At 35.9% G+C, this 22,559-nt stretch carries 24 protein-coding genes; 15 read left to right on the plus strand and 9 right to left on the minus strand.

The features are described 5' to 3' along the window. The first annotated feature begins 33 nt into the window (after nt 1–33). Genes PRO_RS00490 through PRO_RS00505 form a run of 4 tightly spaced genes read left to right on the plus strand, consistent with a single transcriptional unit; the run spans nt 34 to nt 5,173 of the window. Nucleotides 34–1,854 carry an SLC13 family permease gene (locus PRO_RS00490; protein ID WP_011124252.1) on the plus strand — a complete coding sequence of 607 codons (1,821 nt, stop codon included), beginning with the start codon at nt 34–36 and terminating at the stop codon, nt 1,852–1,854. A 53-nt stretch (nt 1,855–1,907) separates the two neighbouring features. Next, complete coding sequence (locus PRO_RS00495; RefSeq protein ID WP_011124253.1) at nt 1,908–3,311, plus strand: TrkH family potassium uptake protein; 1,404 nt, start codon at nt 1,908–1,910, stop codon at nt 3,309–3,311. A 23-nt stretch (nt 3,312–3,334) separates the two neighbouring features. Further along, nucleotides 3,335–4,039, plus strand: a complete 705-nt coding sequence (locus PRO_RS00500) for a potassium channel family protein (protein WP_036892153.1) — start codon at nt 3,335–3,337, stop codon at nt 4,037–4,039. Then, nucleotides 4,040–5,173 (plus strand): anhydro-N-acetylmuramic acid kinase, encoded by a 1,134-nt coding sequence (locus tag PRO_RS00505; protein ID WP_011124255.1) that lies wholly within the window; start codon nt 4,040–4,042, stop codon nt 5,171–5,173. It begins immediately after the preceding gene. Nucleotides 5,174–5,181: 8 nt separating this feature from the next. Here the strand turns inward: PRO_RS00505 and PRO_RS00510 are convergent, their stop codons facing one another. Then, nucleotides 5,182–5,481 (minus strand): ribbon-helix-helix domain-containing protein, encoded by a 300-nt coding sequence (locus tag PRO_RS00510; RefSeq protein ID WP_011124256.1) that lies wholly within the window; start codon nt 5,479–5,481, stop codon nt 5,182–5,184. 224 nt (nt 5,482–5,705) lie between these two features. Between PRO_RS00510 and PRO_RS00515 the strand changes: the two genes are divergently transcribed. Continuing rightward, nucleotides 5,706–6,011: a hypothetical protein gene (locus PRO_RS00515; protein ID WP_225866409.1), complete on the plus strand. Its 306-nt coding sequence runs from the start codon at nt 5,706–5,708 to the stop codon at nt 6,009–6,011. 32 nt (nt 6,012–6,043) lie between these two features. Further along, nucleotides 6,044–6,274, plus strand: a complete 231-nt coding sequence (locus PRO_RS00520; RefSeq protein WP_011124258.1) for a hypothetical protein — start codon at nt 6,044–6,046, stop codon at nt 6,272–6,274. Here the strand turns inward: PRO_RS00520 and PRO_RS00525 are convergent. Further along, nucleotides 6,258–6,437 (minus strand): hypothetical protein, encoded by a 180-nt coding sequence (locus PRO_RS00525; RefSeq protein WP_011124259.1) that lies wholly within the window; start codon nt 6,435–6,437, stop codon nt 6,258–6,260. The genes PRO_RS00520 and PRO_RS00525 overlap by 17 nt on opposite strands. Before the next feature lie 93 nt (nt 6,438–6,530). Between PRO_RS00525 and PRO_RS00530 the strand changes: the two genes are divergently transcribed. Continuing rightward, a complete protein-coding gene (locus PRO_RS00530; protein WP_011124260.1) occupies nt 6,531–8,240 on the plus strand; it encodes an ABC transporter ATP-binding protein in 1,710 nt (569 codons plus the stop codon). 40 nt (nt 8,241–8,280) lie between these two features. On the opposite strand, the gene PRO_RS00535 is transcribed toward PRO_RS00530, so the two are convergent. Further along, nucleotides 8,281–9,456: a trypsin-like peptidase domain-containing protein gene (locus PRO_RS00535; protein ID WP_011124261.1), complete on the minus strand. Its 1,176-nt coding sequence runs from the start codon at nt 9,454–9,456 to the stop codon at nt 8,281–8,283. 248 nt (nt 9,457–9,704) lie between these two features. On the opposite strand from PRO_RS00535, the gene PRO_RS00540 reads away from it, so the two are divergent. The 5 genes from PRO_RS00540 (at nt 9,705) to xseB (ending at nt 12,153) form a co-directional block, all read left to right on the plus strand. Beyond that, entirely contained in the window at nt 9,705–9,971 is a 267-nt protein-coding gene (locus tag PRO_RS00540; protein ID WP_011124263.1) for a DUF2973 domain-containing protein, read from the plus strand. Between the two features lie 57 nt (nt 9,972–10,028). Further along, a complete protein-coding gene (locus tag PRO_RS00545) occupies nt 10,029–10,412 on the plus strand; it encodes a hypothetical protein (RefSeq protein WP_011124264.1) in 384 nt (127 codons plus the stop codon). 81 nt (nt 10,413–10,493) lie between these two features. Further along, nucleotides 10,494–10,643 carry a chlorophyll a/b-binding protein gene (locus tag PRO_RS00550; protein ID WP_011124265.1) on the plus strand — a complete coding sequence of 50 codons (150 nt, stop codon included), beginning with the start codon at nt 10,494–10,496 and terminating at the stop codon, nt 10,641–10,643. 37 nt (nt 10,644–10,680) lie between these two features. Continuing rightward, a complete protein-coding gene (gene xseA, locus PRO_RS00555) occupies nt 10,681–11,835 on the plus strand; it encodes an exodeoxyribonuclease VII large subunit (protein WP_011124266.1) in 1,155 nt (384 codons plus the stop codon). A gap of 33 nt (nt 11,836–11,868) precedes the next feature. Next, the gene (gene xseB / locus PRO_RS00560) at nt 11,869–12,153 is read left to right on the plus strand and encodes an exodeoxyribonuclease VII small subunit (RefSeq protein WP_011124267.1); all 285 of its coding nucleotides are present in this window, start codon (nt 11,869–11,871) and stop codon (nt 12,151–12,153) included. On the opposite strand, the gene PRO_RS00565 is transcribed toward xseB, so the two are convergent. The 5 genes from PRO_RS00565 to PRO_RS00585 form a co-directional block, all read right to left on the minus strand. After that, nucleotides 12,154–12,483 carry a hypothetical protein gene (locus tag PRO_RS00565; protein ID WP_011124268.1) on the minus strand — a complete coding sequence of 110 codons (330 nt, stop codon included), beginning with the start codon at nt 12,481–12,483 and terminating at the stop codon, nt 12,154–12,156. It lies immediately after the preceding gene. 3 nt (nt 12,484–12,486) lie between these two features. Continuing rightward, nucleotides 12,487–13,428, minus strand: coding sequence for a YihY/virulence factor BrkB family protein (locus tag PRO_RS00570; protein WP_011124269.1), 942 nt, complete (start codon nt 13,426–13,428; stop codon nt 12,487–12,489). Between the two features lie 139 nt (nt 13,429–13,567). Further along, a complete protein-coding gene (locus PRO_RS00575; protein WP_011124270.1) occupies nt 13,568–14,380 on the minus strand; it encodes an inositol monophosphatase family protein in 813 nt (270 codons plus the stop codon). Between the two features lie 10 nt (nt 14,381–14,390). Beyond that, a complete protein-coding gene (locus PRO_RS00580) occupies nt 14,391–15,923 on the minus strand; it encodes a TolC family protein (RefSeq protein WP_164923195.1) in 1,533 nt (510 codons plus the stop codon). 67 nt (nt 15,924–15,990) lie between these two features. Continuing rightward, a complete protein-coding gene (locus PRO_RS00585) occupies nt 15,991–17,388 on the minus strand; it encodes a TIGR03279 family radical SAM protein (RefSeq protein ID WP_011124272.1) in 1,398 nt (465 codons plus the stop codon). Between the two features lie 311 nt (nt 17,389–17,699). Between PRO_RS00585 and PRO_RS00590 the strand changes: the two genes are divergently transcribed. Together PRO_RS00590 and nadB are read left to right on the plus strand one after the other, a co-directional pair. Continuing rightward, on the plus strand, nt 17,700–18,359 hold the full coding sequence (locus PRO_RS00590) for a DUF3120 domain-containing protein (RefSeq protein ID WP_011124273.1): 660 nt from the start codon (nt 17,700–17,702) through the stop codon (nt 18,357–18,359). A gap of 18 nt (nt 18,360–18,377) precedes the next feature. Continuing rightward, the gene (gene nadB / locus PRO_RS00595) at nt 18,378–20,036 is read left to right on the plus strand and encodes an L-aspartate oxidase (protein ID WP_011124274.1); all 1,659 of its coding nucleotides are present in this window, start codon (nt 18,378–18,380) and stop codon (nt 20,034–20,036) included. A 14-nt stretch (nt 20,037–20,050) separates the two neighbouring features. Here nadB and PRO_RS00600 read toward each other — a convergent pair whose 3' ends face one another. Then, the gene (locus PRO_RS00600) at nt 20,051–20,992 is read right to left on the minus strand and encodes a vitamin K epoxide reductase family protein (protein WP_011124275.1); all 942 of its coding nucleotides are present in this window, start codon (nt 20,990–20,992) and stop codon (nt 20,051–20,053) included. Nucleotides 20,993–21,132: 140 nt separating this feature from the next. Here PRO_RS00600 and rimO point away from each other — a divergent pair, with 140 nt between their 5' ends. Next, the gene (gene rimO / locus PRO_RS00605) at nt 21,133–22,488 is read left to right on the plus strand and encodes a 30S ribosomal protein S12 methylthiotransferase RimO (protein ID WP_052039709.1); all 1,356 of its coding nucleotides are present in this window, start codon (nt 21,133–21,135) and stop codon (nt 22,486–22,488) included. Nucleotides 22,489–22,559 lie beyond the last annotated feature (71 nt).

Here is a 22,559-nt window from a genome sequence, read left to right on the forward strand (position 1 = left end):
TTTCATCGATTATGAAAATACAAAAAGAAAAATATGAATGAATTAATAGTTGTTTTAGATAACCCTCAAGCACTTATTACTTTAGGTGTTTTGTTCATAGCGGTATTGCTTTTTATAAGTGGTTGGCTTGCACCTGAGCTTACGGGGCTTTTAAGTGTTGCGTTGTTAATGGCTACAGGTGTACTTGAGCCTCAAAAGGCGCTAGCTGGTTTTGGTAGCCCTGCTTTAATAACTTTGATGGGTTTATTTGCAGTTTCTGCAGCTTTGTTTAAAAGTGGAGCTTTGGATCGTTTAAGAGAGTTAATAGCATTTGAAAGCATAAAAACACCACGACGTTTAATTGGTGTTTTGGGGTTTGTTGTTGCTCCTATCTCTGGAATTGTTCCCAATACGCCAGTTGTTGCATCTCTTTTGCCTGTTATAGAAGCTTGGTGTGTTAAACGAAATATCTCTCCTTCAAGAGTTTTATTGCCTCTTTCTTTTGCAACTTTATTGGGAGGAACTCTCACTCTTTTGGGTAGTTCGGTAAATTTATTAGTTAGCGATATAAGTGCTCAGCTTGGGTATGGGCCTTTAGAACTTTTTAGTTTTACTGCTATTGGGATACCTATATGGTTTATTGGAACAATTTATTTGTTATTAGCTCCACAATCACTTTTACCAGACAGAGGTAGAGAGAAGAGTGACTTTGGAAGTAGGCCTGATCAAACTGGCTACTTCACAGAGGTAACTATTCCGATTGATTCAGAGTTGGTTGGCCAATCTTTGCGCAATAGCAGATTACAGCGTCGTTTTGATGTGGATGTTTTAGAGCTTCAAAGAGGAAAGGAAAGGCTGCTACCTCCTCTCGCAGATCGTACAATTGAGCCTGGGGACCGATTATTGCTAAGAGTTACTCGCTCTGATCTTTTAAGGCTGCAGCAAGAACATACTATTCAACTCGCAAAAAGAAATTTAAATGATTCAATTAATCCATTTGAACGGTTTGTTGTTGAAGGTCAAAAAACAGTAGAAGTTCTTTTGCCAGCAGGTTCAACTCTTGCTGGAGCAAGTTTAAGGGAATTAAGATTCAGACAACGTCATAATGCAACGGTATTAGCACTAAGGCGTGGTCAACAGACAGTTCAAGAACGCCTTGGACAAGCGATTTTGCATGAAGGTGATGTATTGCTTTTACAGGCCCCTATAGACTCAATTCGTGGTCTTCAAGCAAGTAATGACTTGCTTGTACTCGATCAGCTTGAAAATGATTTGCCTACAGTAAAGAGTAAGCCAATCGCTATTGCAATCGCTATTGCAATGATACTTTTGCCTTCTCTGACGAACTTGCCTTTAGTGGCATCAGTTCTTATTGCTGTTATTGCAATGGTTGTTGGTGGTTGCATTAGGCCTGCTGAAGTCCAACGTTCTATACGTCTAGATGTAATCCTGTTATTGGGATCATTGTCTAGTTTTAGCGTTGCAATGCAAACTACTGGCCTTGCAGATGCTTTTGCTGGGAGTCTTCAATATTTCTTGGAGGGATTACCTAGATATATTGCATTATTAGTAATTTTCTTATCTACAACTATCTTCACCCAGTTTATTAGTAATGCTGCTTCTGTTGCATTATTGGCACCAGTTGCAGTGCAACTGGCTCCTAGTTTGAATCTCCCCCCAACAGCTCTTTTAATGACAGTTTTATTTGGAGCGAGTCAATCATTCCTTACTCCTATGGGTTATCAGACAACTTTGATGGTATTTGGACCTGGTCGCTATCGTTTCTTAGATGTCACACGTTATGGAGCTGGTCTAACTTTACTTATGACTATTGTTGTTCCTGTATTAATTCTTTGGCAATACTCAGGTCTTTGAATTATACCAAGAATTATGAATACTCTTGCAACTTTTAAATAGCCACTAATTCAGTGCCTTTTTCAAAACAAGTCAATTTAAAACTAGCTTGGTATCGAAAATTAACGGTACCTCAATTTACTGTTTTAACAGGCTTGCTTCTTATTTTTTCTTGCACTGTTTTACTTGCAACTCCTTTATGCTCTTCTGCAGAAGTTGGTATTTGGGAATCTTTTTTTACGGCTACTTCTGCTGTCACGGTAACAGGTTTGACGATAATTGATATAGGTAAAGATTTAACGATCTATGGACAGATTTTGCTGGCATGCATGCTGCTTATTGGTGGCTTAGGTTTAATGGCTATTACAACTTTTTTACAAGGGTTTGTTGTAAGTGGAACAGAGTTGAGAACCCGCTTGGATCGAGGAAAAACTCTTGATGAATTTGGAGTAGGAGGAGTTGGTAGAACTTTTCGAGGTATTGCTCTTACCGCTTTTGTACTAATTGCGATTGGAGCATGTATTCTTTTTTATTTTGGTTTCACTGATATTAGTAATTTAGGAGAAAGAGCATGGGCGTCTATCTTTCATAGTATTTCTGCGTATAACAATGCAGGTTTTGGACTTTGGTCGAATAGTATGCAAAGTTATCGCAGCAATTGGGTAGTTAATGGTGTCGTTATTCTGCTCGTATTATTAGGTGGTTTGGGTTGGCGAGTGACAAGTGATATATGGACAAATCGTAAAAATTTGCATTTTCGACGTTTGAGCCTTCATACTCGCTTAGTCATTAGAACCTCAGTATTTTTAATATGTCTAGGAACTTTTGGATTATTTCTTACTGAGTCCATAGAGAAAGGTGCTTTTTTCTTCACTATCAATTGGCATGAACGTTTTTTAACTTCTTTATTTGCATCTATAAGTGCAAGGACTGCTGGCTTTACAAGTATGCCGATATCAATCGAGACTATTTCTGACTCAGGCCTGTTGCTCTTAATGACTTTAATGTTTATAGGTGCCAGTCCAGGAGGTACTGGTGGTGGAATTAAGACCACAACCATTGCTGCCCTTATGGCAGCAACACGATCAACGTTGAGAGGCCAAGATAATGTTGTTATTCGCCATAGACAGATTTCTGACAAAGTTGTTTTAAAAGCAGTAGGTATTACAGTCGGCTCTCTTTTGTTTGTTTTAATAATGGCGTTATTGATAAGTATGGCAAATGGTTTTGGAGGCCAAGATAACTTTTCTTTTTTAGAAATATTGTTTACATGTATTTCAGCCTTTGCAACAGTAGGATTTGATCTTGGAGTTACGCAGCATTTAAGTGGGATTGGTCAATTTATTTTGGTTCTAGGAATGTTTGTTGGAAGGCTTGGGATACTCTTATTGTTAAGTGCGATTTGGCAAGCTCTTAACAGAGGTGGGATTAAAGATCAGAATAGAATTGGCTATCCACATGAGGATCTCTATGTTTGAATTCTATTGTTGGAGGTAAGAAAATGAGTCAATGGTGGAGATGGTTACGAAATAAAGATGATGAATCCCTTGGATTTGCTGTCGTTGGGATTGGTCGTTTTGGAACAGCTGTGTGCCGTGAATTGATCCGCAATGGGGCAGAGGTACTTGCGGTTGATTCTTCTGAAAGAGCAATTGAAGATTTACGTCAATTGGAGCCTTCTATAGAGGCACGAGTTGTTGATTCAACAGATGAGGAATCTATGAGAGAAGCAGGAGTTTTGGAAATGGGCACAGTGGTTGTTGGGATTAGTGAACCAATAGAGGCAAGTATTACTACCACGCTCATTGCAAAAGATACTGAAGGCAGTCGAGTGCAACAGGTGATTGCTAGGGCTACAAGTGATTTACATGAACGGATGCTCACTAGAGTTGGCGCTGATAGAGTGGTTTTCCCTTCTAGAATGCAAGGAGAACGGTTGGGCTTAGAACTAGTACGACCTAATTTGATAGAGAGGTTAGAATTGGATGCTCAAACAGGAATTGATGAAATTAAGGTTCCTGAACTTTTTATAGGTAGTTCTTTAAGAGATCTGAATCTTCGTAAGAATTATCTAGTTAATGTTTTAGCAGCAGGGCCAGCAGAACGATTAACAGTTAATCCCCCAGCTAAATATATTTTAGAAAAAGATCATGTTTTGGTGGTAATGGGTTTGATGGAAGATCTTCAGAAATTACCTCAAGTCTGAATGTATGTTTTGGGTTTAATGAGTGGGACTAGCGCTGATGGTGTTGATGCTGTGTTAGTGGATTTTAGAGGTAATTTAAATAAACCTAGATGGAAATTACTTAATTCAGTCTCACTCAAATATTCGGTTGATTTGCAGAAAGCAATTATTGATGCTGGACAGGGTTCTAAGTTGAGTGGCTGTGATTGGCTGGAACTTTCTGAAGCGATTACAGAAGCCCATTTTTCAGCAGCAAGTAGATGTGACCCTGATGGAATTTCTACTGTTGTAGGTTGCCATGGACAAACTGTTTGTCATAGACCACCGAAACCCTCTTTTAGAGGAGCAAGCTGGCAGCTTATTCAAGCACCTTTATTAGCAACTCTTCTAGGGAAAAATGTCATTTATGATTTCAGATCTAAGGATCTTGCTTTAGGAGGACAAGGTGCTCCTTTAGCCCCATTTTTGGATTATGCATTAATAGGAAGAGGGAAGACTTGGAGAGGAGTTCTTAATCTTGGAGGTATTGCCAATCTTTCATTAATTCCGCCTCTTAAGGGTCCTCATCGCAAATGCCATTTATTGGGATGGGATTGTGGTCCTGCTAATACTCTTATAGACCTTGCCGTTCAGAAAATCACTAATGGGCAAATGAATTTTGATTGTGATGGATTGATGGCTTCAAAAGGAAAACCTGACTTGGATGCAATAAAAAAATGGCTTAAGGAAGATTTTTTTCAACAGCCTCCTCCAAAATCAACTGGTAGAGAATATTTTGGTTCTCTTGATTTAGCCAAAAGATTCTCTGAGATTAATTCAGCCAATGTAAATGATTTAGTTGCTACTATCACTTGCTTTACTGCTTGTGTTGTTGCCCAAGATTTAAATAATTTATTTAAAAAGTCTTGGATTAAGCCTGCTGAATTGTTTGTAGCAGGTGGAGGAAGTAGAAATATTTTCCTTATGAAAGAAATTACGAATAGATCCCCAGGAATACGAGTTTTGTCTACTGAAAAAATTGGAATCCCTTCGCAAAGTAGAGAAGCTATGGCATTTGCATTATTGGCATGGTGGAATATTAATCAAAAGCCTATTAACACTAACGTTACAGGGTTAAAAGAACCCTCTGTTCTTGGCATTGCAGTTAGACCATAAAAATAAGTTCATGGCTTGGTCAATTTGATTCTTCTTGGTGCACCTCTAAGCCGCCTTGATTGTTGGGTCTCTAAAGAAGACCTGAAACTTTCTGTATGGCTTGTGTTTGTACTTTCTTCGCTCTTGGATAGATATTCAGTTATTAAGCTATCAACTCCTTCTTGGATAAGAACTTTTGCCATATTGCTGACTGTTCTGGATTCTTTTTTGGCTAAAAAAGTTAGCTGAGCGCATAGCTCCTCTGGAAGCACAACTTGCACCCTGGGAGACTTTTGCTTCCCGCTTGATGAATTTTGCCGGGTAGCCATGACCCAAAAGATGTAACGGGTATTAATTAGTGTACACTTATAGTCAAGGATAGTATCCAGTACTATGCTTATTTTGAGATTAATCTTTGATCTCTTCAAATTCCAATCTTGCCTATTGGCCCAATTTCTAGATTTTCACAGCTACTCAAGCAAAAGTATTTTCAATGACTAAAAAACCCACCCTTCCATCTTCCCCTGCCTCAGCAAGAGTTCAGAACTCTTCTATGAATGAGAGCAATGAAAGGACAAAGGCATCGCGCAATAAGCGCAGAAGGGGAAAAGCAAATAGTGATGTTTTAGTTTCTGCAGTCATTAGCTCTTATCTACTTACTCATTTGCACCATGTTTTACAAAAAGCTGAATATTCGGCTACTAATGAAGGCCGCATGATTCAGGCAGATAATTTTGCACAATTAAGGAAAGTTTTATGCATGGATGCAAGAAGCATGAAGGATGCTTCTGCTTTAGGAATGAAAGAAGTTGATTCAGGAAAGTTTCATGATTCTAATTTTGGCCCAAAAGTGGCTTAAATTAATAGTCCAAACTAAGTTGAAAATTTTTAATGAGTAGTAACGCTGAAGCTCTTTATAAGCGTATTGAGGCTGACCCTGCCTATAGAAATCTCCTTTTTCGTCAAGCTCTTCAGAATCCGCAAGGAGCTTTGCAGAGGATCTGTGAAATAGGAGAAGAGCTGGGCCTTCCCGTTACTGTGGAAGAAGTTAAGGATTATATTTCTAAGCTAGATGATTTAGATACAAAGCAATGGTTGATAAAAGCTAGAGGGGGCCTTTGATTCCTCCTGTTTTATTTATAATTTGTTTTTCAATTAAAGGAACTTGTTTGATTTCTCTTTGTTCGTACCCTCCTCCCCCAGCCAACGTCCAAAAGAACCAATAGCTAGGTATAGCTAAACCTGCAGCCAGAATCAAAGCAGTAATTTGTTCGAGTCTGACCATTATTTAAGATCCGGAAACCTGAAAGTTTAGTATTGCAAGTTTGCATCCAATATTAGTTTAAATATATTGACTATTGAAAAAGGATTTCCTTTAGTGATCAGACTTGAGAAAGTTAGTAAAATTTACCCTACAGCTGAAGTTCTCAAAGAAATTACGTGGGAAATAAAACCTAGTCAGCGCATAGGTCTTGTTGGTGTCAACGGTGCTGGGAAGTCAACGCAATTAAGAATTATTGCAGGCTTAGAGGAAGTCAGTTCAGGTGAGGTCTTATATGAGGGACAACCGCGTATTGCATATTTGCAACAAGAATTTGATGTTGATGTAAATAGGACCTTGAGAGAAGAATTGTTTCAAGCATTTGCTGATGCTGCAGAAGTTTTAATTGAAATCAACAAGATAGAGCAACAGATGAATTCAGAAAAAGCTAAATCAGATGATCAATTTTTAAATTCTTTGATTAAACAATTAGGTACTCTTCAAATGCGTTTTGAAGCGTTGCATGGTTATGAGTTGGAGGCACAAATTGAGAAGCTTTTGCCTCAAATAGGCTTTTTTTCAGATGACGCAGAACGATTGGTTGGCGATTTTTCAGGTGGTTGGCAAATGAGGGTTGCATTAGGGAAGATTTTGTTACAAGAACCTGACTTATTGTTATTAGATGAACCAACTAATCATTTAGATCTAGAAACAATTGAATGGCTCGAGAAGTATTTATTAAAGCAAACAGCTGCGATGGTAATTATTAGCCACGACAGAAGTTTTTTAGACAGAATATGCACTAATATTGTAAGTACAGAAAGAGGAATTTCCAGGACATATAATGGCAATTATTCTGATTATTTAAACCAGAAAGAATTAGAATCTGAATCAATTAAGGCAGCTTTTGATCGTCAACAAAAAGAATTAACAGCTCAACAAGATTATATTGAAAGATTTAGAGCTAGTGCAACTAGAAGTACCCAAGCCAAAAGCAGAGAGAAGTTGTTAAATAAACTAGATAAAATAGAAGCACCTATTTCCGAATTAAAAAAACCTAATTTTTCATTTCCTAAAGCTCCAAGATCGGGGAAAAGTGTTGTTAGAGTGGATGATTTGACACATACTTATAACGATAAAATTATTTTTCTAGGAGCTAAGTTGCATATAGAGACCGGAGATCATATCGCAATATTAGGCCCTAATGGAGCAGGCAAATCTACATTATTGCGCTTAATAATTGGTAAGGAAAAAGCAGAAGATGGTTTAGTTGAATTAGGTAGGCATAATGTTATCCCTAGTTATTTTGAACAAAATCAATCTGAAGCGCTTGAACTTAGCAAGACAGTATTAGACACCTTATTTGATGTTGTTCCTGATTGGAGCAATACAAAAGTAAGATCATTATTAGGAAGCCTTGGTTTTAGTAATGATGACGTTTTTAAAAAAGTTGCTGATTTAAGTGGAGGCGAAAAAGCCCGTGTTGCATTGGCTTTGATCATAGTCAAGCCTTGTAACTTGCTTCTCCTTGATGAACCTACTAATCATTTAGATATACCAGCTAAAGAAATGCTTGAAGAAGCAATTAAAAATTATGAAGGTTCTTTGGTAGTTGTTTCCCATGATCGTTACTTCATCTCAAAAGTTGCAAATCGAATTGTAGAAATTAGAGATGGTCAGCTAATTTTTTACTCTGGTAATTATGATTATTATAAGGATAAAAAAAGGCAGCAAATAGAAAAAGAAAAAGCATTACTTGATGAAGCAAAAAAAGAAGCTAAAAGAATTGCTAAGAGAAAACTTCAGCGAAAGAGTAAAAAGAAATAGATATCAGTTCATTATGAATTAAATAGAAATTAAATTGTAGCTATAGACTTCTGAACCCTCTTATATCTATAGGCTTAATATCAATTTTGATTGTAATATTATTTCTTAAAATTAAAAATTTCATTTTCTTACTTATTCCATTACTATTTATAGTATTAACGACATCTTGAGGGTTTTTAACATCTTTGTTGTTGATGGAAATGATAACATCATTTACTTTTAGACCCCTTTTTTCTGCAGGTCCACCTGGTAAAACATATATAATTAAAGCTCCTTTTCCATTTGTAGGAGATAAATTAACTCCTATCATTGGATGAATAGCTCTACCTCGTGATGCTAATTGATTTGCAATTTCTATTGCTTTATTGATTGGAATAGCAAATCCTAAACCTGCTCCAGGACCAGAACGAACCAGTGTATTGATTCCAATTACTTCACCTTGAGAATTAAGTAATGGGCCGCCAGAATTACCAGGATTAATTGCAGCATCAGTTTGAATTAAATTTAATCGCTTATCAGATATACCTAGTTGAGATACATTGCGATTTAGATTGCTAATAATACCTAAGGTTACTGTTTTTTCTAATCCATACGGGTTCCCAACTGCTATTGCCCAATCGCCAACTTCAATTTCCTCAGAATTACCTAAATAAGCCTTTGGCCAAGGTCCTAAGCCTTTAAGTCTTACCACCGCTAGATCCGTCAGGTAGTCTTGTCCCACTACCCGACCTGGAATTCTTCTTCCATCAGAGAGCCCGACCATAAGCTCTTCGCTGTTTTCTACTACATGTGCATTAGTAAGAACAAGTCCTTCCGAAGCAAAAATAACGCCACTTCCTTGCCCTCGTTCAATTCTTGGTCTTTGATATTGTCGATTTGGATTAGCAAAGAATCTTTCAAAATTTGGGTCAATCAATAAATTTGGAGGGAATATATTTCTGTTATTAGTAAATACTTTCCGTTGAGTTTCTATAGTAACTACAGCAGGGCCACTTTTTTTTAATGCTTCAGATACAAACGATTTGTTTGCAATTAGTTGAAATTGTTTGCGTTCAATTTGACTAGTTAAAGGAACTATAAATGCTGTTCTTGCTGAGGTATTTGTCCCTAGAATTAATAGACTTAAGGCATAACCATATATAGGTTTGTATTTCTTCATCAACTCAGAAATAGTTTTTGAGGTTAATTTAATGGTCATTTTATTTTTTGTATTCATTGATTTTTTGGGGGCGTTTCCAAAGTGTTTTTCATGCTTGAATTTTCTGAATGCCTATTGCTTGAATTGAGTATAGGAAGTTTTCCTTATAAGCTAGTTCAAAATGATATTGGCTTTTTCACTTCTTTAATAATTGCCTGTTTTATGTTTTTCTCTAATTTTTTAAGTATTTTTCTTTTTTTAATGCAAGTTTTTGCTTAGTCTTTAATTGAGGGAAAGTGAAATGACTTTTTGATGCCTAGAAAATTATGATGAGCTCTATTTTCCCCTTTGTATATGCTTTGATAGTAATTGTGTTGCTATGGCAGGCATTGCGAGTGATGTCTAGAGGTTTGTTTGCTGCGAATGCTCTTGAGAAAGCAGATAACCCCTTGAAAAAAGATCGTACAGGGCAATTTACTATTCATCCTGAATTACTCAATAAAGATGGGAAGATTACTGATGAGGATCTTCTTACTGTACGCTTCTCAAATGATTTGGATCCTCCAAAGCAAACAGAATCTTCGTCTGAATAAAAGATGTGAGATTCTTAAGTCATACAAGCATTCATCGAATTTAAAAGGGAGTTAATTGTGGATCAAAGAACACGTGTAGTTGCAGCAGTTATTAAATCTTTGAGGTTGCCCCCAAGATTCAGATTACGCCTATTAAAGGAAGATCCGGTTCGTCTAGAATTAAGTCTGACTCCTGCTTATGGTAAAGAACCCATACAAGTGGGTTTGGTTGAATCTCTTGATTTGGTAGCGCGTCGTGATCGAGAAGGAAGAATTCCTAGAGATTTGCAAGGTACGTGGGATTGGACTGTTCGTCATGGCAAGGTAAGTACTGGTGGATGGAATCCTTTTTTGAAAGAAGCGTTGCAAACAATGTTTGAAACTGGACTACCTGCAATTATTTATGAAGAGCTAACAGGTGAGGATTATCATCCTGTTGATGGTGCAAGACATGTTCGATAAAAGGTCTATATGAGTATTTTGAGGTCTTCAACGCTTTTTTGTTCTTAACTAGATAGAATTTGTTTAATCTCCTAAAAGACTATGTCACCTGAAGACATTGAGCCTCGTTATGGATTTGTAAATTATGCTGAAATCTGGAACGGTAGATTAGCAATGCTTGGAATTGTTATTGGGTTGAGTACAGAACTATTAACTGGTCAAGGTATTCTTGGTCAAATTGGATTCGGTTAATTGCTAGAAACTTTTGTTGAAGTTTGAGAATGAAAAGTTGAATAAAGATACAGTCCCACATTTTTCTGTTGGTGAGCTTAATCAAGCTATAGGGAATCTTCTTTCAAGAGGATTTGCTCCTACTTTTTTACTTCATGCCACCGTATCAAAAGCCCAATTAAAGAATGGTCATCTATGGTTAACACTAACTGATGGGAAGGCAAGTATTTCTGCTGTCATATGGTCTTCCTCTTTGAAGAATATTAGTTTTCGCCCTGTTGAAGAAGATGGAGTTGAACTTTTAGGAAAATTAAATTTTTGGCAGAATCGAGCAACGTTAGTTGTTCAAGTAATCCAAATAAGGCCAACGCTTTCGACCGTTTTAAGACAATTTGAAGTAGTTCGCTCTTTATTAGTTAATGAAGGTTTGATAGCTGATGAAAGACGCAGACCATTACCAAGGTTCCCCAGTGCAATTGCTATTTTTACTAGTGTGCCAAGCTCTGCCTATGCTGATATGTTGCGGACCGCAAAGGAACGATGGCCGTTAACGAAGTTATTAGTAGTTGCTATTCCTGTTCAAGGTGAAGTATCTGTAAAGATAAGAGAAGCTTTGTCCAAATTAGCTGATTCTTATTTACATCTAGGGGTGCAAGCTCTGGTCTTGGCAAGGGGAGGCGGTAGTCGGGAGGATTTAATGGTTTTTGATAACGAGGAGCTTTGTAGACAATTAGCAGAATTTCCCATTCCAGTAATTACTGGACTTGGTCATGAAGACGATTTGACTGTGGCAGATCTTGTTGCAGATCATAGATCTGCAACTCCAACAGCAGCAATTGTAGATTTATTACCAAGCAGAGAAATGGCAAAAAATAATTGTATTCAGCTTCGTGCAAGGTTCAAAGATTATGTCACTTGGACTATTCAAAATAAAAGTAGGGAAATTTTAGACAGAAAAAATACATTGGTTAATTTTTCCCCTTTTTTACAACTGAGAAAACAGAAGCAACTACTCTCTCAAATGACCAAACTTTTGATTGCACTTTCTCCTACAAGCTTATTAAAAAGAGGGTTTTGTATAGTTCGCAATAATCTTGACACCGCTGTTAAGTCTGTTAAAGATTTAAAAGTTGGTGACCAAGTAACCATTGAATTAAGTGATGGTTATACACATTCAAAAGTTCAGACTATTTTTCCTAATAAAAAGATATAATAGTTAAATCAAATAAGTTTTGGAGAAGCTAAATTGATTAAGAAAGATCAAGACTCAAATAACAATAAATTATTCAATCAAGATAAAGTAAAAGATTTATCCTCTGTAATTAATAAGTTATCTTATGAGGATTCTCTAAAGCAATTAGATGATATTTTAAACAAGCTTCAAAATGAAAGCCTTCTTGTAGAAGATCTACAGGAAAACTATCTTAAAGCAAAATTATATTTGAAGCATTGTGAACAATTATTAGATAAGGTCGAACAAGAAATTCATGAAATAATACCTAGTGAAATAGATGAAATTGCTAATAATTAGTCATTCCGTTTCTTCTGCTTTAATATCAATCGTTGCTGAGCTAGCAGGAATGTTATTATTTATTTCTTCTGGTACGATGTTATTATTTGAACCACATATTGGACAGAGTATTGAATCTGTAATATAAGATGAGCCGCAGTTAGTACAAGTTTTTATATTCGATTTCAAGCTTCTCCAGCTCAACCAAGCTACTCCACTAATTAAGAAAATTATAAAAAATATTAGAAATAATAATCCGCCTGCTATATCTACAAAAAATCTACCTGCAGAAGTAGGCAATATAAAAATAAATATAATACCGAGCCAAATTATTGTTGATGTTCTATTCATATTTTAAATGGAGATATGAATTGTCTTTGTTTTTCTATGACGATTGACTTGATTACTAACTAATCCAATACTCCAACATTGCCCAAAATAAATAATTAATCCAACTAACCAAATCCAAAGAGTTAATACTAAAACACCACTTATAATCCCATATGCTTGAAAACGTGAGCCTAAAGAAAGGATAGTTCTACTTACTGCAGAATTTAGTAAAGTTAATAGCGTACCAATCATTATTGACCCAGGGATTAGTGGTCGAATAGGTACTCTCCTTCTTGGTACTAATGCTTGTAGTAATAGGGCCATAATTGTAAAACCCATAAAAGGAATAATTACTTGGCCAACTTCTATTAAGGGAATTTTTGATAAAGTATTTGTTAATTGAGGACTATTATCTTTTAGGTCTGTCCATACTGCCCCTGGAATCATTCTTAAATAAGAACTTATTTCATCTATAACCATTAATACACCTACTAGAAGCACAACTAAAAATGCTTCTATTCTATTTCTAATGAGTCTAAAAGCTTGCATTCGCAAAGGAATGGGACTTGTCTTAGAAGGCAGGGCATCTTCCCATAGTCTATCGGCTCCTCTTTGAAGCGTTAAATATGCATTTCCTGCAGTGATAATCAAGAACATTGCACCTAAAATTCCAGCACCAAATCCTTGATTTACAAGTTTTATTAAAGTTGTTTCTACCAATCCAACTACTGAAGGTGGAAGTACTTGCGATGCTAAACCAATAATTTGTTGATCAAGACCTTGTTGATTACCTAAAAACCATGACGCGACTGAAAGAGAAATTAATAATATTGGAAAGAAAGATTGTAGTGTGTAGTAAGCAAAGGCGGCACTAAGGTCAACACAGTCACATCGGTTCCATCTTTGAGATGCATACCATAAACTTCTTAAAAACCAGTTAAAATGGCGACGCCAGTGAATTACCACTCTCTATTGATATCAGATATTTTAATTTTAGTGTAAATATAGTAAATTGTTAGTGCTAGCTTCTTATTTTATATTTCTAAATAGATTATTTTTTCTACATTATCTATGTGCTAAGCCTTAGATGAGTAATGATCACTATTTATTGCATTAATATATTACCCCAAGGAATAAGTCTTTCTAAATCCTGTTCGCAATCAGCTGCTATTAAAGGGAAGTTAACTGCACTTAAGTCTTCTCCTACTTGAACTGAAGTTGGAGGATTGTCTAACCATTTTATAGAACATCCAAGTTCCTGTAAAATTAACCATGATGCTGCTAAATCCCATATTTTTGGTGTTGCTTCAAGGGCTCCAAAAGTTTGTCCAATTGCAACGCTTAGCATATTGAGGCTAGATACACCTAATAAGCGTATTTTTCCAGGAAATCTTTTCTTTGGTTGTTTTTGCAATACACTAATTGATCTACTGCATACAGATACACAATCACTTTTTGATAAATTAGTATCTCTAGGGTTTATTTGCTTGTTATTCACCCATACACCTTGCCCTTTAATTGCGACAACTCTTTTTTGAAGTGCTGGTATATCAAGAATTGCTGTTTCTGGATTTCCATCTACAAAACGTGCTATTGAAATTGCCCAAAATGGTATTCCTGCTGCAAAGTTTGTTGTTCCATCAAGAGGGTCTACTATCCAATATGCTTTAGAAGATGGAACTAATTTAGAGCCTTCTTCACTTAAAACACCTTCTTGTTTGTTGGTTATCGTATTAACTCCATCAACAATAAAATTGTCACTCCATCTATCACAGCTAGTTATTAAAGTTCCATCATCCTTTAATTCAGAATTTATTTTACCAAAGTCCCTTAATTGTCTTTCAGCGACTTTGTCAACTAAATCATGAAGCAATTTAAATTGATCTTTATTTAAGATGCTGGGTCTCGTTTCATTCATAATCAAATAACTATAAAAGTCCAATGCATGCTTCTTCATTTAATGATAAGTGATTTGGTAAGTTTTTTTCACTTAAGGCATTAGTATCTTTATCTTCACAATTTTGTAGTTTCTTAATACCTGTCTTTCTCTGTAAGGTAATTAGGTTTGTATTATAATCAGTGATAGATTTAATATGATTAACTTCTGCTTGAGTTAGGTCTCTTTGAGAAACTATAACCTCACGTTGAGTAGTAATTCCTGTTTTAAGTCTTAGTATAGATAATCTTAAAGACTCTTTTGAAGATTGTATTGCTTCATATGAGTTTTTTATACTTTCTTTAGATATGTTTAATTTATAGAAAATCTCTTCCACTTCTTTTCTTATCTCAGTTTTTTTTAAAGCAATTCTTGCTTCTAATTCTTTCACTTTTTCTTTCTTTGCATTGTATCTTGCTTTGCTATAACCACCGTCGAATATGGGCCAATTAAATTGAAGCCCAAGAGTATTATTTTGACTATTAATACTATTATTAGTTCGAGGCGAAGAGACGAATGTTTCGCCTTTGGATAGGGAACTATCAAATGTATTATATATTGATACTGTTGGCTTTTTACCTGCTAGTGCAGCTTTTGCATTATTTTCATTCATTGATATTTGAAGTGAAATCTGATCTAGTTCTTTTCTATATTTAATAGCATAATTAATACTTTCTTCTAGAGAAATTTTCCATATCCCAATAACTTTGGGCTTAGATCCAATAATTGGAGTTGTATTTGGCTTTAGATTTAGTAATTGCGCCAATTTCCTTTGGTATATTTTTTTATTCCCTAATCGATCTGCAAGCAATTGTTTGTCATTAGATAACTGTGTTTTAGCGTCAAGAACATCTAACTTTGAACCTATACCAGACTTAAATCTTATACGTGCTTCATTTAAGGAAATCTTTGAAGTTTTAATTGAATCTTTTGCTATTCGAATGTCTTGCAGTGACTTTTGTAAATTAAAAAATTGATTTTGAGCTTCTAAAACTAAGTCACGCATTTTAATAGTATAAGCAATTCTTTGACGTTCAAATTCATCTCTAGCTGCGGCAATTTGAGGAATTCTTGCAGGATTAATGACATCCCATTTTAATGTTGCCTTCAAGCTTGCTTTTAGTTGGTTGCTTGATGTATTCGTAGATAATTTATTAAATGTATTACCTTTAAGATATTGAGGAAAACCTGTACTTGAGATGTCAAGATTAGGATACCAAGCAGATACTTCACTTTTTAATAAGTATCTTGTTTCTTCTATCCTTTTACGCATTATTTTAAGTTCATAACTATTTGCTTTAATTAGATCCTCTAAATCCTCTAATTTAATTACTTTATTATTTAGAATTTTAAATTTCTCTAGTGATTTTCTTACTTTTTTTGACCTATCGCTGCTAGCAATTTTTACTTTTTCTATTTGACCAATTAATTTGTGTTTACTATCTTTAATTCTTGCAGATGACGATAGAGTTTCATGATTTTTGATTGAATAATCACCTGAAGATGCCAATCCGACATCCAGCATAATATTAGCTAGTGTAATGCCAATAAATACTTTAAAATAAATATTTTTCAAAGGACTAAAGTTTATATTAGCTATCATTTTCTTGTTCTCCAATCAGATGCTCTACAAAGTCGTCTGGACCTAATATAATTTTTATTGGAATCTTTAGATTATTGGCTACTTCTTCAACAGTGACATCATCTAGAAATTTTAATTCATCATGTTTCAACATTACTGATGGCAGTAGAAGTTCATCCCCAAGCTCTTTATTTTTTAGTCCATTAATTATATCTTGACCAGTTAGTAACCCAGTGACGACTTTCTCTTTGCCCCAATATGGGCTAGCTAGTCCAAAAACTTTGAGTGAAAGACCCTCAATTCTATTCATTCTTAAGGATATAGGGCTGAGAGCTTGCTCAACTAGTTTACCTACCACCCAACTACATGTTTTTTTCTTTGAAATTTTTTTGGGTAGATGTTGGGTAACTATATCCATGGCTTCTAGAAATGACCTGATGCTTCCTACTCCATTTTCTTCTTGCGGAAGATCTTCATAAGCCACCCTATGAGGAAGTTGTTTGTTTGCTATTAAATACCATTCATCAGAGAGCCATGCAAACCGACTTCCAATTTTAGATTGGAAGTCGGTTTGCATTCTCTCCACTAAACTAATGACTTTCTTTGCGCATTCTTCATTTACGGGTTGCAATCCATCTTGATCTGGCCTGAAGCGTGTAAGACCTACTGGAACCACTGCGGTTGAAATAATAGCCGGCCATGTTCCCTGCGCATATTGGAATAGATCATTAATTGTTTTGGCGAGATTTTTACCATCATTAATCCCAGGGCATACAACTATTTGGGCATGCAATTGAAGTTTTTTTTCTGCAAACCATTTAATTTGTTCCATTATTAATCCTGCTTTATCGTTTTTTAATAATTGACTACGTAATTTTGAATCAGTGGCATGAACTGATACAAATAAAGGAGATAGTCGTTGTGCTTCAATCCTTTCCCAATCCTTTGGCATTAAATTAGTTAGCGTCAAATATGAGCCATAAAGAAAACTCATACGGTAGTCATCATCTTTTACATAAAGAGTTTGCCTGCGTCCTGCGGGCTGTTGATCTATAAAGCAAAACGAACAATTGTTATTGCATTGTTTGAGACCATCAAACAATGCTTCTGTAAAAATTAGTCCTAAATCATCATCCAAATTTTTTTCGAGTTGAATATTATGCCTTTCGCCATTCTTATCTAAGACTTCAAGTTCTAATTCCTCTTCTGCAATTAAATATTTGTAATCAATCAGGTCTCGAGGCTTTACTCCATTAATTGTTAGCAATTGATCTCCAGCCTCAAACCCTAGATCCTCTCCGATTGACCCTGGATCTACAATTTTGATTAATGCTGGGTCTGGCTTGTAGCCCTTAGTTACCTCGGTTAAAGAAGGTATTGCAGAATTTGGAGAAGGTTCCTTCCACACAGATTAGAGAATTGTTCTTTTAGTTTGCTATCAAATTGTATTATTTTTCCATTTCGAATAGAAAAATTTTTAAGGCCTCCACAAATGGAGAAGCTTGTAGTTTTTTAATCTTATAAGTAATTTGATACATGCGAAAAAGTAAAATCTTTAGATATTTAATTTAATTGCTTTTTAATTTCTTGTGCTGACAGGCTTACTTTGTAAACCTCTGCTTACTATCAACAATTTGAATTGATTTAATCCTGAGCTACTTCTTTTCCACTAAAGACTCCTCTGATTTATCTGAGGGATATTTATCTAGGCCCAGAACCTTGAGATTCTGGGCTAGTGCCCTTGTGGTGTTGCCTGTGTTTCTTCAGGCACCTTGGGTCCACTTTTATCCTTTGTCAGCACTTTTATTTACCTTTGTATTATTAGGATTAGGAATTTCATTAGTTGTATTTTCTGATGATCAATGGGGTCGACTGGGGTCTCTTCTTGTAGGAGTAAGTGGAAGTTGGCTTGGCGGCTGTTTGTTTTGGGGATGGTTGAGAATGCACCCTGTTTTACATCTTCCAGTAGAGGCAGTTGCTTTGCCAGTGGCATTTGTTGGACTTTCCACTAGATGGCGTATCGGTTCTGCTTTTTATTTGGCTTGTTTACTTGGAACAGCTTTTACTGATTTCATGATGGTTTTAACAGGTGTAATGAAAAAATGGCCAGATATAGTTGCTGCGCCTATAGATCAAGCAGCTCAGGCTCTTAACAAAACTTCCTTGAATCTTTTTAACCTTCCAACTTTATTACTACTTTTCATTGCAGCTATTTTGATAGTTTTTTTATCAGATCAAATGAATCAAAGAGGTATTGTTAATTCTCCTGCAGGGGCGGCTTGGTTAGTAGCAGGAACAGCTTTGACAACAACACTTTGGGTTGATGGGCTTTTTCTTATCACTACGATTATTCAACCAAAATTAAGTGGATTGATATAGATCGTAAAAAGATTAACTATGAACTCTGCGCGTATTACTTCTAATTCTTGGGATGTGATTGTTGTAGGTGCTGGTGCTGCAGGGTTGATGACATGCATTGAATTGCCACCTCACTTGAAAATCTTGCTTCTTAATCGTAATACGAGCAAAAGATCTGCAAGTCGATGGGCTCAAGGAGGTATTGCTGCAGTTACTCGAGAAGAAGATAGTTTACAAAGTCATGCAGATGATACCTTCAGAGCAGGATGTGGTTTGTGTGATACTGATGCAGTGAAAATGCTTGTGGAACATGCTCCTCAATGCGTTGAGCGGCTTCAGAAGTTAGGAATGGAGTTTGATAGAGACTCTAAAGGATTAGCTACAACACTAGAAGCTGCTCATAGTCATAGGCGTGTATTACATGTTCAGGATCGCACAGGGAGAGCTTTAGTTGATGTACTGCGAGAACAAGTTGAGAAAAGATCTAATATTGTTCATTGTCGAGGCGTAAGAGTTACGCAGCTTTTGGTTGAGCATAATTGCTGCGATGGAGTACAAGTTTTAGATGGTCCTTTGCTTTATTGGATTCAATCCAAGGCTGTTGTTTTAGCTTCTGGAGGGGGCGGACATTTGTTTGCAAATACAACAAATCCTGCTCAAGCCTGCGGAGAAGGTTTGGCTTTGGCTTGGAAAGCAGGTGCAGCTATAGAGGATCTTGAGTTTTTTCAGTTTCATCCAACTGCACTTAAGCTTCAAGGGGCTACGTCTTTCTTAATTTCAGAAGCTGTTAGAGGTGAGGGAGCTGTATTAGTTGATCGTGATGGCAATAGTCCTGTCGCTCATTTGTTGAGAAAGGATCTTGCTCCTAGAGATCAGGTTAGTAGAGCTCTTGTAAAGACAATGCAATCGCAAGGTGTAAGTCATATAGGGCTTGATTTAATGAATATTCCTCCAGAAAAAATTTTTGCGCGCTTCCCTTCCATTATTCAAAGATGTCGAGAAATGGGTATTGACCCCCTGAATAATTTGATACCAGTTGCTCCAGCAGCACATTATTGGATGGGTGGCGTTGCTACTGATATGCAAGCAGCAACATCAGTTTCAGGACTTTATGCCGTCGGAGAAGTTGCATGTACTGGAGTACATGGTGCAAACCGACTGGCCAGCAACTCCTTATTGGAATGTTTGGTATTTGCAAGTCAAATGTCTGTTATTAATGTAACGGAATCCTCTCGTAAAAATATCATTTCAAATCAAACTTTTCTGACTAAACTTTCAAATAATTTAGATTGTGAGCAAAGTGAGAATGACTTGCAATCTTCTATAGAAGACTTAAGAAAATTATTTTGGAAAGAAGTAGGTGTTAATCGTTCTAAGAAAGGAATGCAAGATGCTTTGAACAATATACGATTAGATTTAGATTCTCTAAATAAGAACGCTTTGTTAGAGTTAGTTAGTAATCAATCAATTGATATATGTAATTCGTTTGATGAAGGTACTCGAAGGAAATTGAATCTTCTTTTGGATTTAAATCATCGTAAATTGACGTGCTTATTAACTTTAAATGCCTGCTTATTTCGGACGGAAAGTAGAGGAGGACATTATCGATTAGATTCACCCGCAACATTACCTTATTGGAGATGTCACTCTAGGCAGAAAAAAGGTCAAACAATCTCAACAAGACCAGTTAGAGAGTAATTTATCAAGAATTATTAGAAATCTCTAGATCCTTTATATTCACTAAGCTCAGCTAATTGATCAAGACTTTTAACTCCAGACTCTATTTTACCTTTTATTTCCCATGACGGGAACCCTGTTATACCTTTACTTTCGCAAAGCTCAGGCTTGCTATTATTTCCATCGATAGCACATTCAATTGATATTAGATTAGATGCTGCTTCTTTACCAAACATTTCCTTTTGATCATGACAGTGAGGACACCAATATGCACTATAAAGAATAATATTTTTCTCTTTTAAGTGATTTGCTAATTCAATTGCTGCTAAAGAACTCTTATTTTCTATAATTGGTCCTAAATTACTATCAATTATTAAAGTTTCTTTTTTATTTGGATCTACTGAAGATGACCAAATAAGTCCTCCTAATAAGACAACAATGGTTATTAATAGTCCTCTAAAAAGCAAGTCTCTCTTTTCCTCCCAGCCTCCACCAATTATCGTTAATATTAAAATTAAGCTTGATATGACAGCAGACAAAATACAGAAAAAACAAAAAGCTTGAATTTTCATGACCATTATTCCCATTAACACAAAACTAAAAATAGTCATGCAAGTAGAGATAATAAATAATCCCCACCAAGTATTCCTAGAAAGGTCTATCTTTTTTCCTGACTCCAAAGGCGAAAAAGGAATTATTGCTAGAAAAAGTATTGCTAAATAACTAAGAAATCCTACAAAAGATAAAGGAATCTCGAAGCCATTGATCGCAAAAATTGTTCCCCAAGCGCTTTTTAAGACTTTGTCACACCCTTCGAGACCACCTGGGCATGAAAGTGAATTGATCCAACCCCATCTTTCCAAGGTGATTGAGCCTGTATCTATCACTCCTATTGTTCCAAGGATTGCGATAAAAATTCTTGCCAACTTGGAACCTTGATCTTGTCTTCGACGACTTTTAAGGCGATTTGTCCCCATTAGTGATTTGATGAAATGCTGAGTTTTGACAATTTTACTGATAGTAGTCTTTTTTTTTAATTTAAAATGGCCATAAAATTATAAAGAACATTGATTTTATTTTCTCTTTCAATAATGATTGAAAGAGACTGCATTAGCCAATTATAGAGAAAACTACTCTTAATTTAGAAAATAATCCAACCGTTGCGTTTGTGCATTTGGGTTGTGAAAAGAATTTGGTGGATACTGAACATATGATGGGCTTACTAGATCAAGGGGGATATTCAATAAGCACTAACCCTTCTGAAGCATCTCTTGTAGTAGTTAATACTTGTAGCTTTATTCAAGATGCAAGAGAAGAATCTGTTCGTGTATTAGTAGGTCTGGCTGAGCAGGATAAAGAAATTATTATTGCAGGGTGTCTTGCTCAACATTTTCAAGAAGAGTTGCTTCAGTCCATACCAGAAGCAAAGGCAATTATCGGTACGGGCGATTATCAAAATATTTTGAATGTTCTTCAAAGAATTGAACAAGGGGAAATAGTTAACCAAGTTTCAAACAATCCAACTTTTGTTGGTGATGAAAAATTACCTCGATTTAGAACCACTGGTAAAGCAGTTGCCTATTTAAAGATCGCAGAAGGCTGTGACTATAGCTGTGCTTTCTGCATTATTCCTAAACTCAGAGGAATGCAACGAAGTCGATCTATTGAATCAATTGTTGCAGAGGCTAATCAACTAGCTAAACAGGGTGTTAAAGAGCTGATTTTAATAAGTCAAATAACCACGAATTACGGATTAGATTTATATGGACGCCCTTGTCTTGCAGATCTTCTAAGGGAACTTGGCGACGTTGAAATTCCTTGGATTCGTGTTCATTATGCATATCCTACTGGGCTGACTTCTGAAGTGATAAAGGCTTTTAGGGAAGTTCCAAATCTATTACCTTATTTAGATTTGCCGTTGCAACATAGTCACCCTGATGTTCTGCGATTAATGAATCGACCTTGGCAGTTAGATTTAAATGCTTCTTTGCTCGATAGAATTAGATCTGAATTGCCAGATGCTATTTTTCGGACATCTTTGATAGTTGGCTTTCCTGGCGAAACTGAAGAGCACTTTAATCATTTGGTTTCTTTTGTTCAAACCCAGCAATTTGATCACATTGGTGTATTTACGTTTTCTTCTGAAGCAGGTACTAAAGCAGCATCTCTTGCTAATCAAATTCCTTTTAGCGTTGCTGAAGCTCGTAAAGATAAGATAATTTCTATTCAACAACCTATTGCTGAACTTAAGAATCAAAATTGGATTGGACGAACTGTAGATGTATTAATTGAGAGAGAAGATAAAGATAGTGCAGAATTTGTAGGACGTTGTGCGCGCTTTTCTCCAGAAGTTGATGGTTTTGTAAGACTGCAAATTAATAATACTTTTACTAATCAACTGAATATAGGGATGATGACTCCTGCTCTTATTACTGGCGCAGATTTATATGATTTAACGGGGCAGGTCGTTTGAGTGGGAATATGACTACAGTTTAAGTGGTTTAAGTATTTAAGTACTTAGAAGAAAATATCTATTTAATGAAT

Origin of the sequence: Prochlorococcus marinus subsp. marinus str. CCMP1375 (assembly GCF_000007925.1) — a bacterium.
GTDB classification, from domain to species: domain Bacteria; phylum Cyanobacteriota; class Cyanobacteriia; order PCC-6307; family Cyanobiaceae; genus Prochlorococcus_E; species Prochlorococcus_E marinus.

What these genes read in the sequence shown, in the direction of transcription:
- PRO_RS00490 (WP_011124252.1), top strand. Translation starts at nt 34, where the DNA reads ATGAATGAATTAATAGTTGTTTTAGATAACCCTCAAGCACTTATTACT.
- PRO_RS00500 (WP_036892153.1), top strand. Translation starts at nt 3,335, where the DNA reads ATGAGTCAATGGTGGAGATGGTTACGAAATAAAGATGATGAATCCCTT.
- PRO_RS00505 (WP_011124255.1), top strand. Translation starts at nt 4,040, where the DNA reads ATGTATGTTTTGGGTTTAATGAGTGGGACTAGCGCTGATGGTGTTGAT.
- PRO_RS00510 (WP_011124256.1), bottom strand. Translation starts at nt 5,481, where the DNA reads ATGGCTACCCGGCAAAATTCATCAAGCGGGAAGCAAAAGTCTCCCAGG.
- PRO_RS00515 (WP_225866409.1), top strand. Translation starts at nt 5,706, where the DNA reads ATGAATGAGAGCAATGAAAGGACAAAGGCATCGCGCAATAAGCGCAGA.
- PRO_RS00520 (WP_011124258.1), top strand. Translation starts at nt 6,044, where the DNA reads ATGAGTAGTAACGCTGAAGCTCTTTATAAGCGTATTGAGGCTGACCCT.
- PRO_RS00525 (WP_011124259.1), bottom strand. Translation starts at nt 6,437, where the DNA reads ATGGTCAGACTCGAACAAATTACTGCTTTGATTCTGGCTGCAGGTTTA.
- PRO_RS00535 (WP_011124261.1), bottom strand. Translation starts at nt 9,456, where the DNA reads ATGAATACAAAAAATAAAATGACCATTAAATTAACCTCAAAAACTATT.
- PRO_RS00540 (WP_011124263.1), top strand. Translation starts at nt 9,705, where the DNA reads ATGATGAGCTCTATTTTCCCCTTTGTATATGCTTTGATAGTAATTGTG.
- PRO_RS00550 (WP_011124265.1), top strand. Translation starts at nt 10,494, where the DNA reads ATGTCACCTGAAGACATTGAGCCTCGTTATGGATTTGTAAATTATGCT.
- PRO_RS00565 (WP_011124268.1), bottom strand. Translation starts at nt 12,483, where the DNA reads ATGAATAGAACATCAACAATAATTTGGCTCGGTATTATATTTATTTTT.
- PRO_RS00575 (WP_011124270.1), bottom strand. Translation starts at nt 14,380, where the DNA reads ATGAATGAAACGAGACCCAGCATCTTAAATAAAGATCAATTTAAATTG.
- PRO_RS00580 (WP_164923195.1), bottom strand. Translation starts at nt 15,923, where the DNA reads ATGCTGGATGTCGGATTGGCATCTTCAGGTGATTATTCAATCAAAAAT.
- nadB (WP_011124274.1), top strand. Translation starts at nt 18,378, where the DNA reads ATGAACTCTGCGCGTATTACTTCTAATTCTTGGGATGTGATTGTTGTA.
- PRO_RS00600 (WP_011124275.1), bottom strand. Translation starts at nt 20,992, where the DNA reads ATGGGGACAAATCGCCTTAAAAGTCGTCGAAGACAAGATCAAGGTTCC.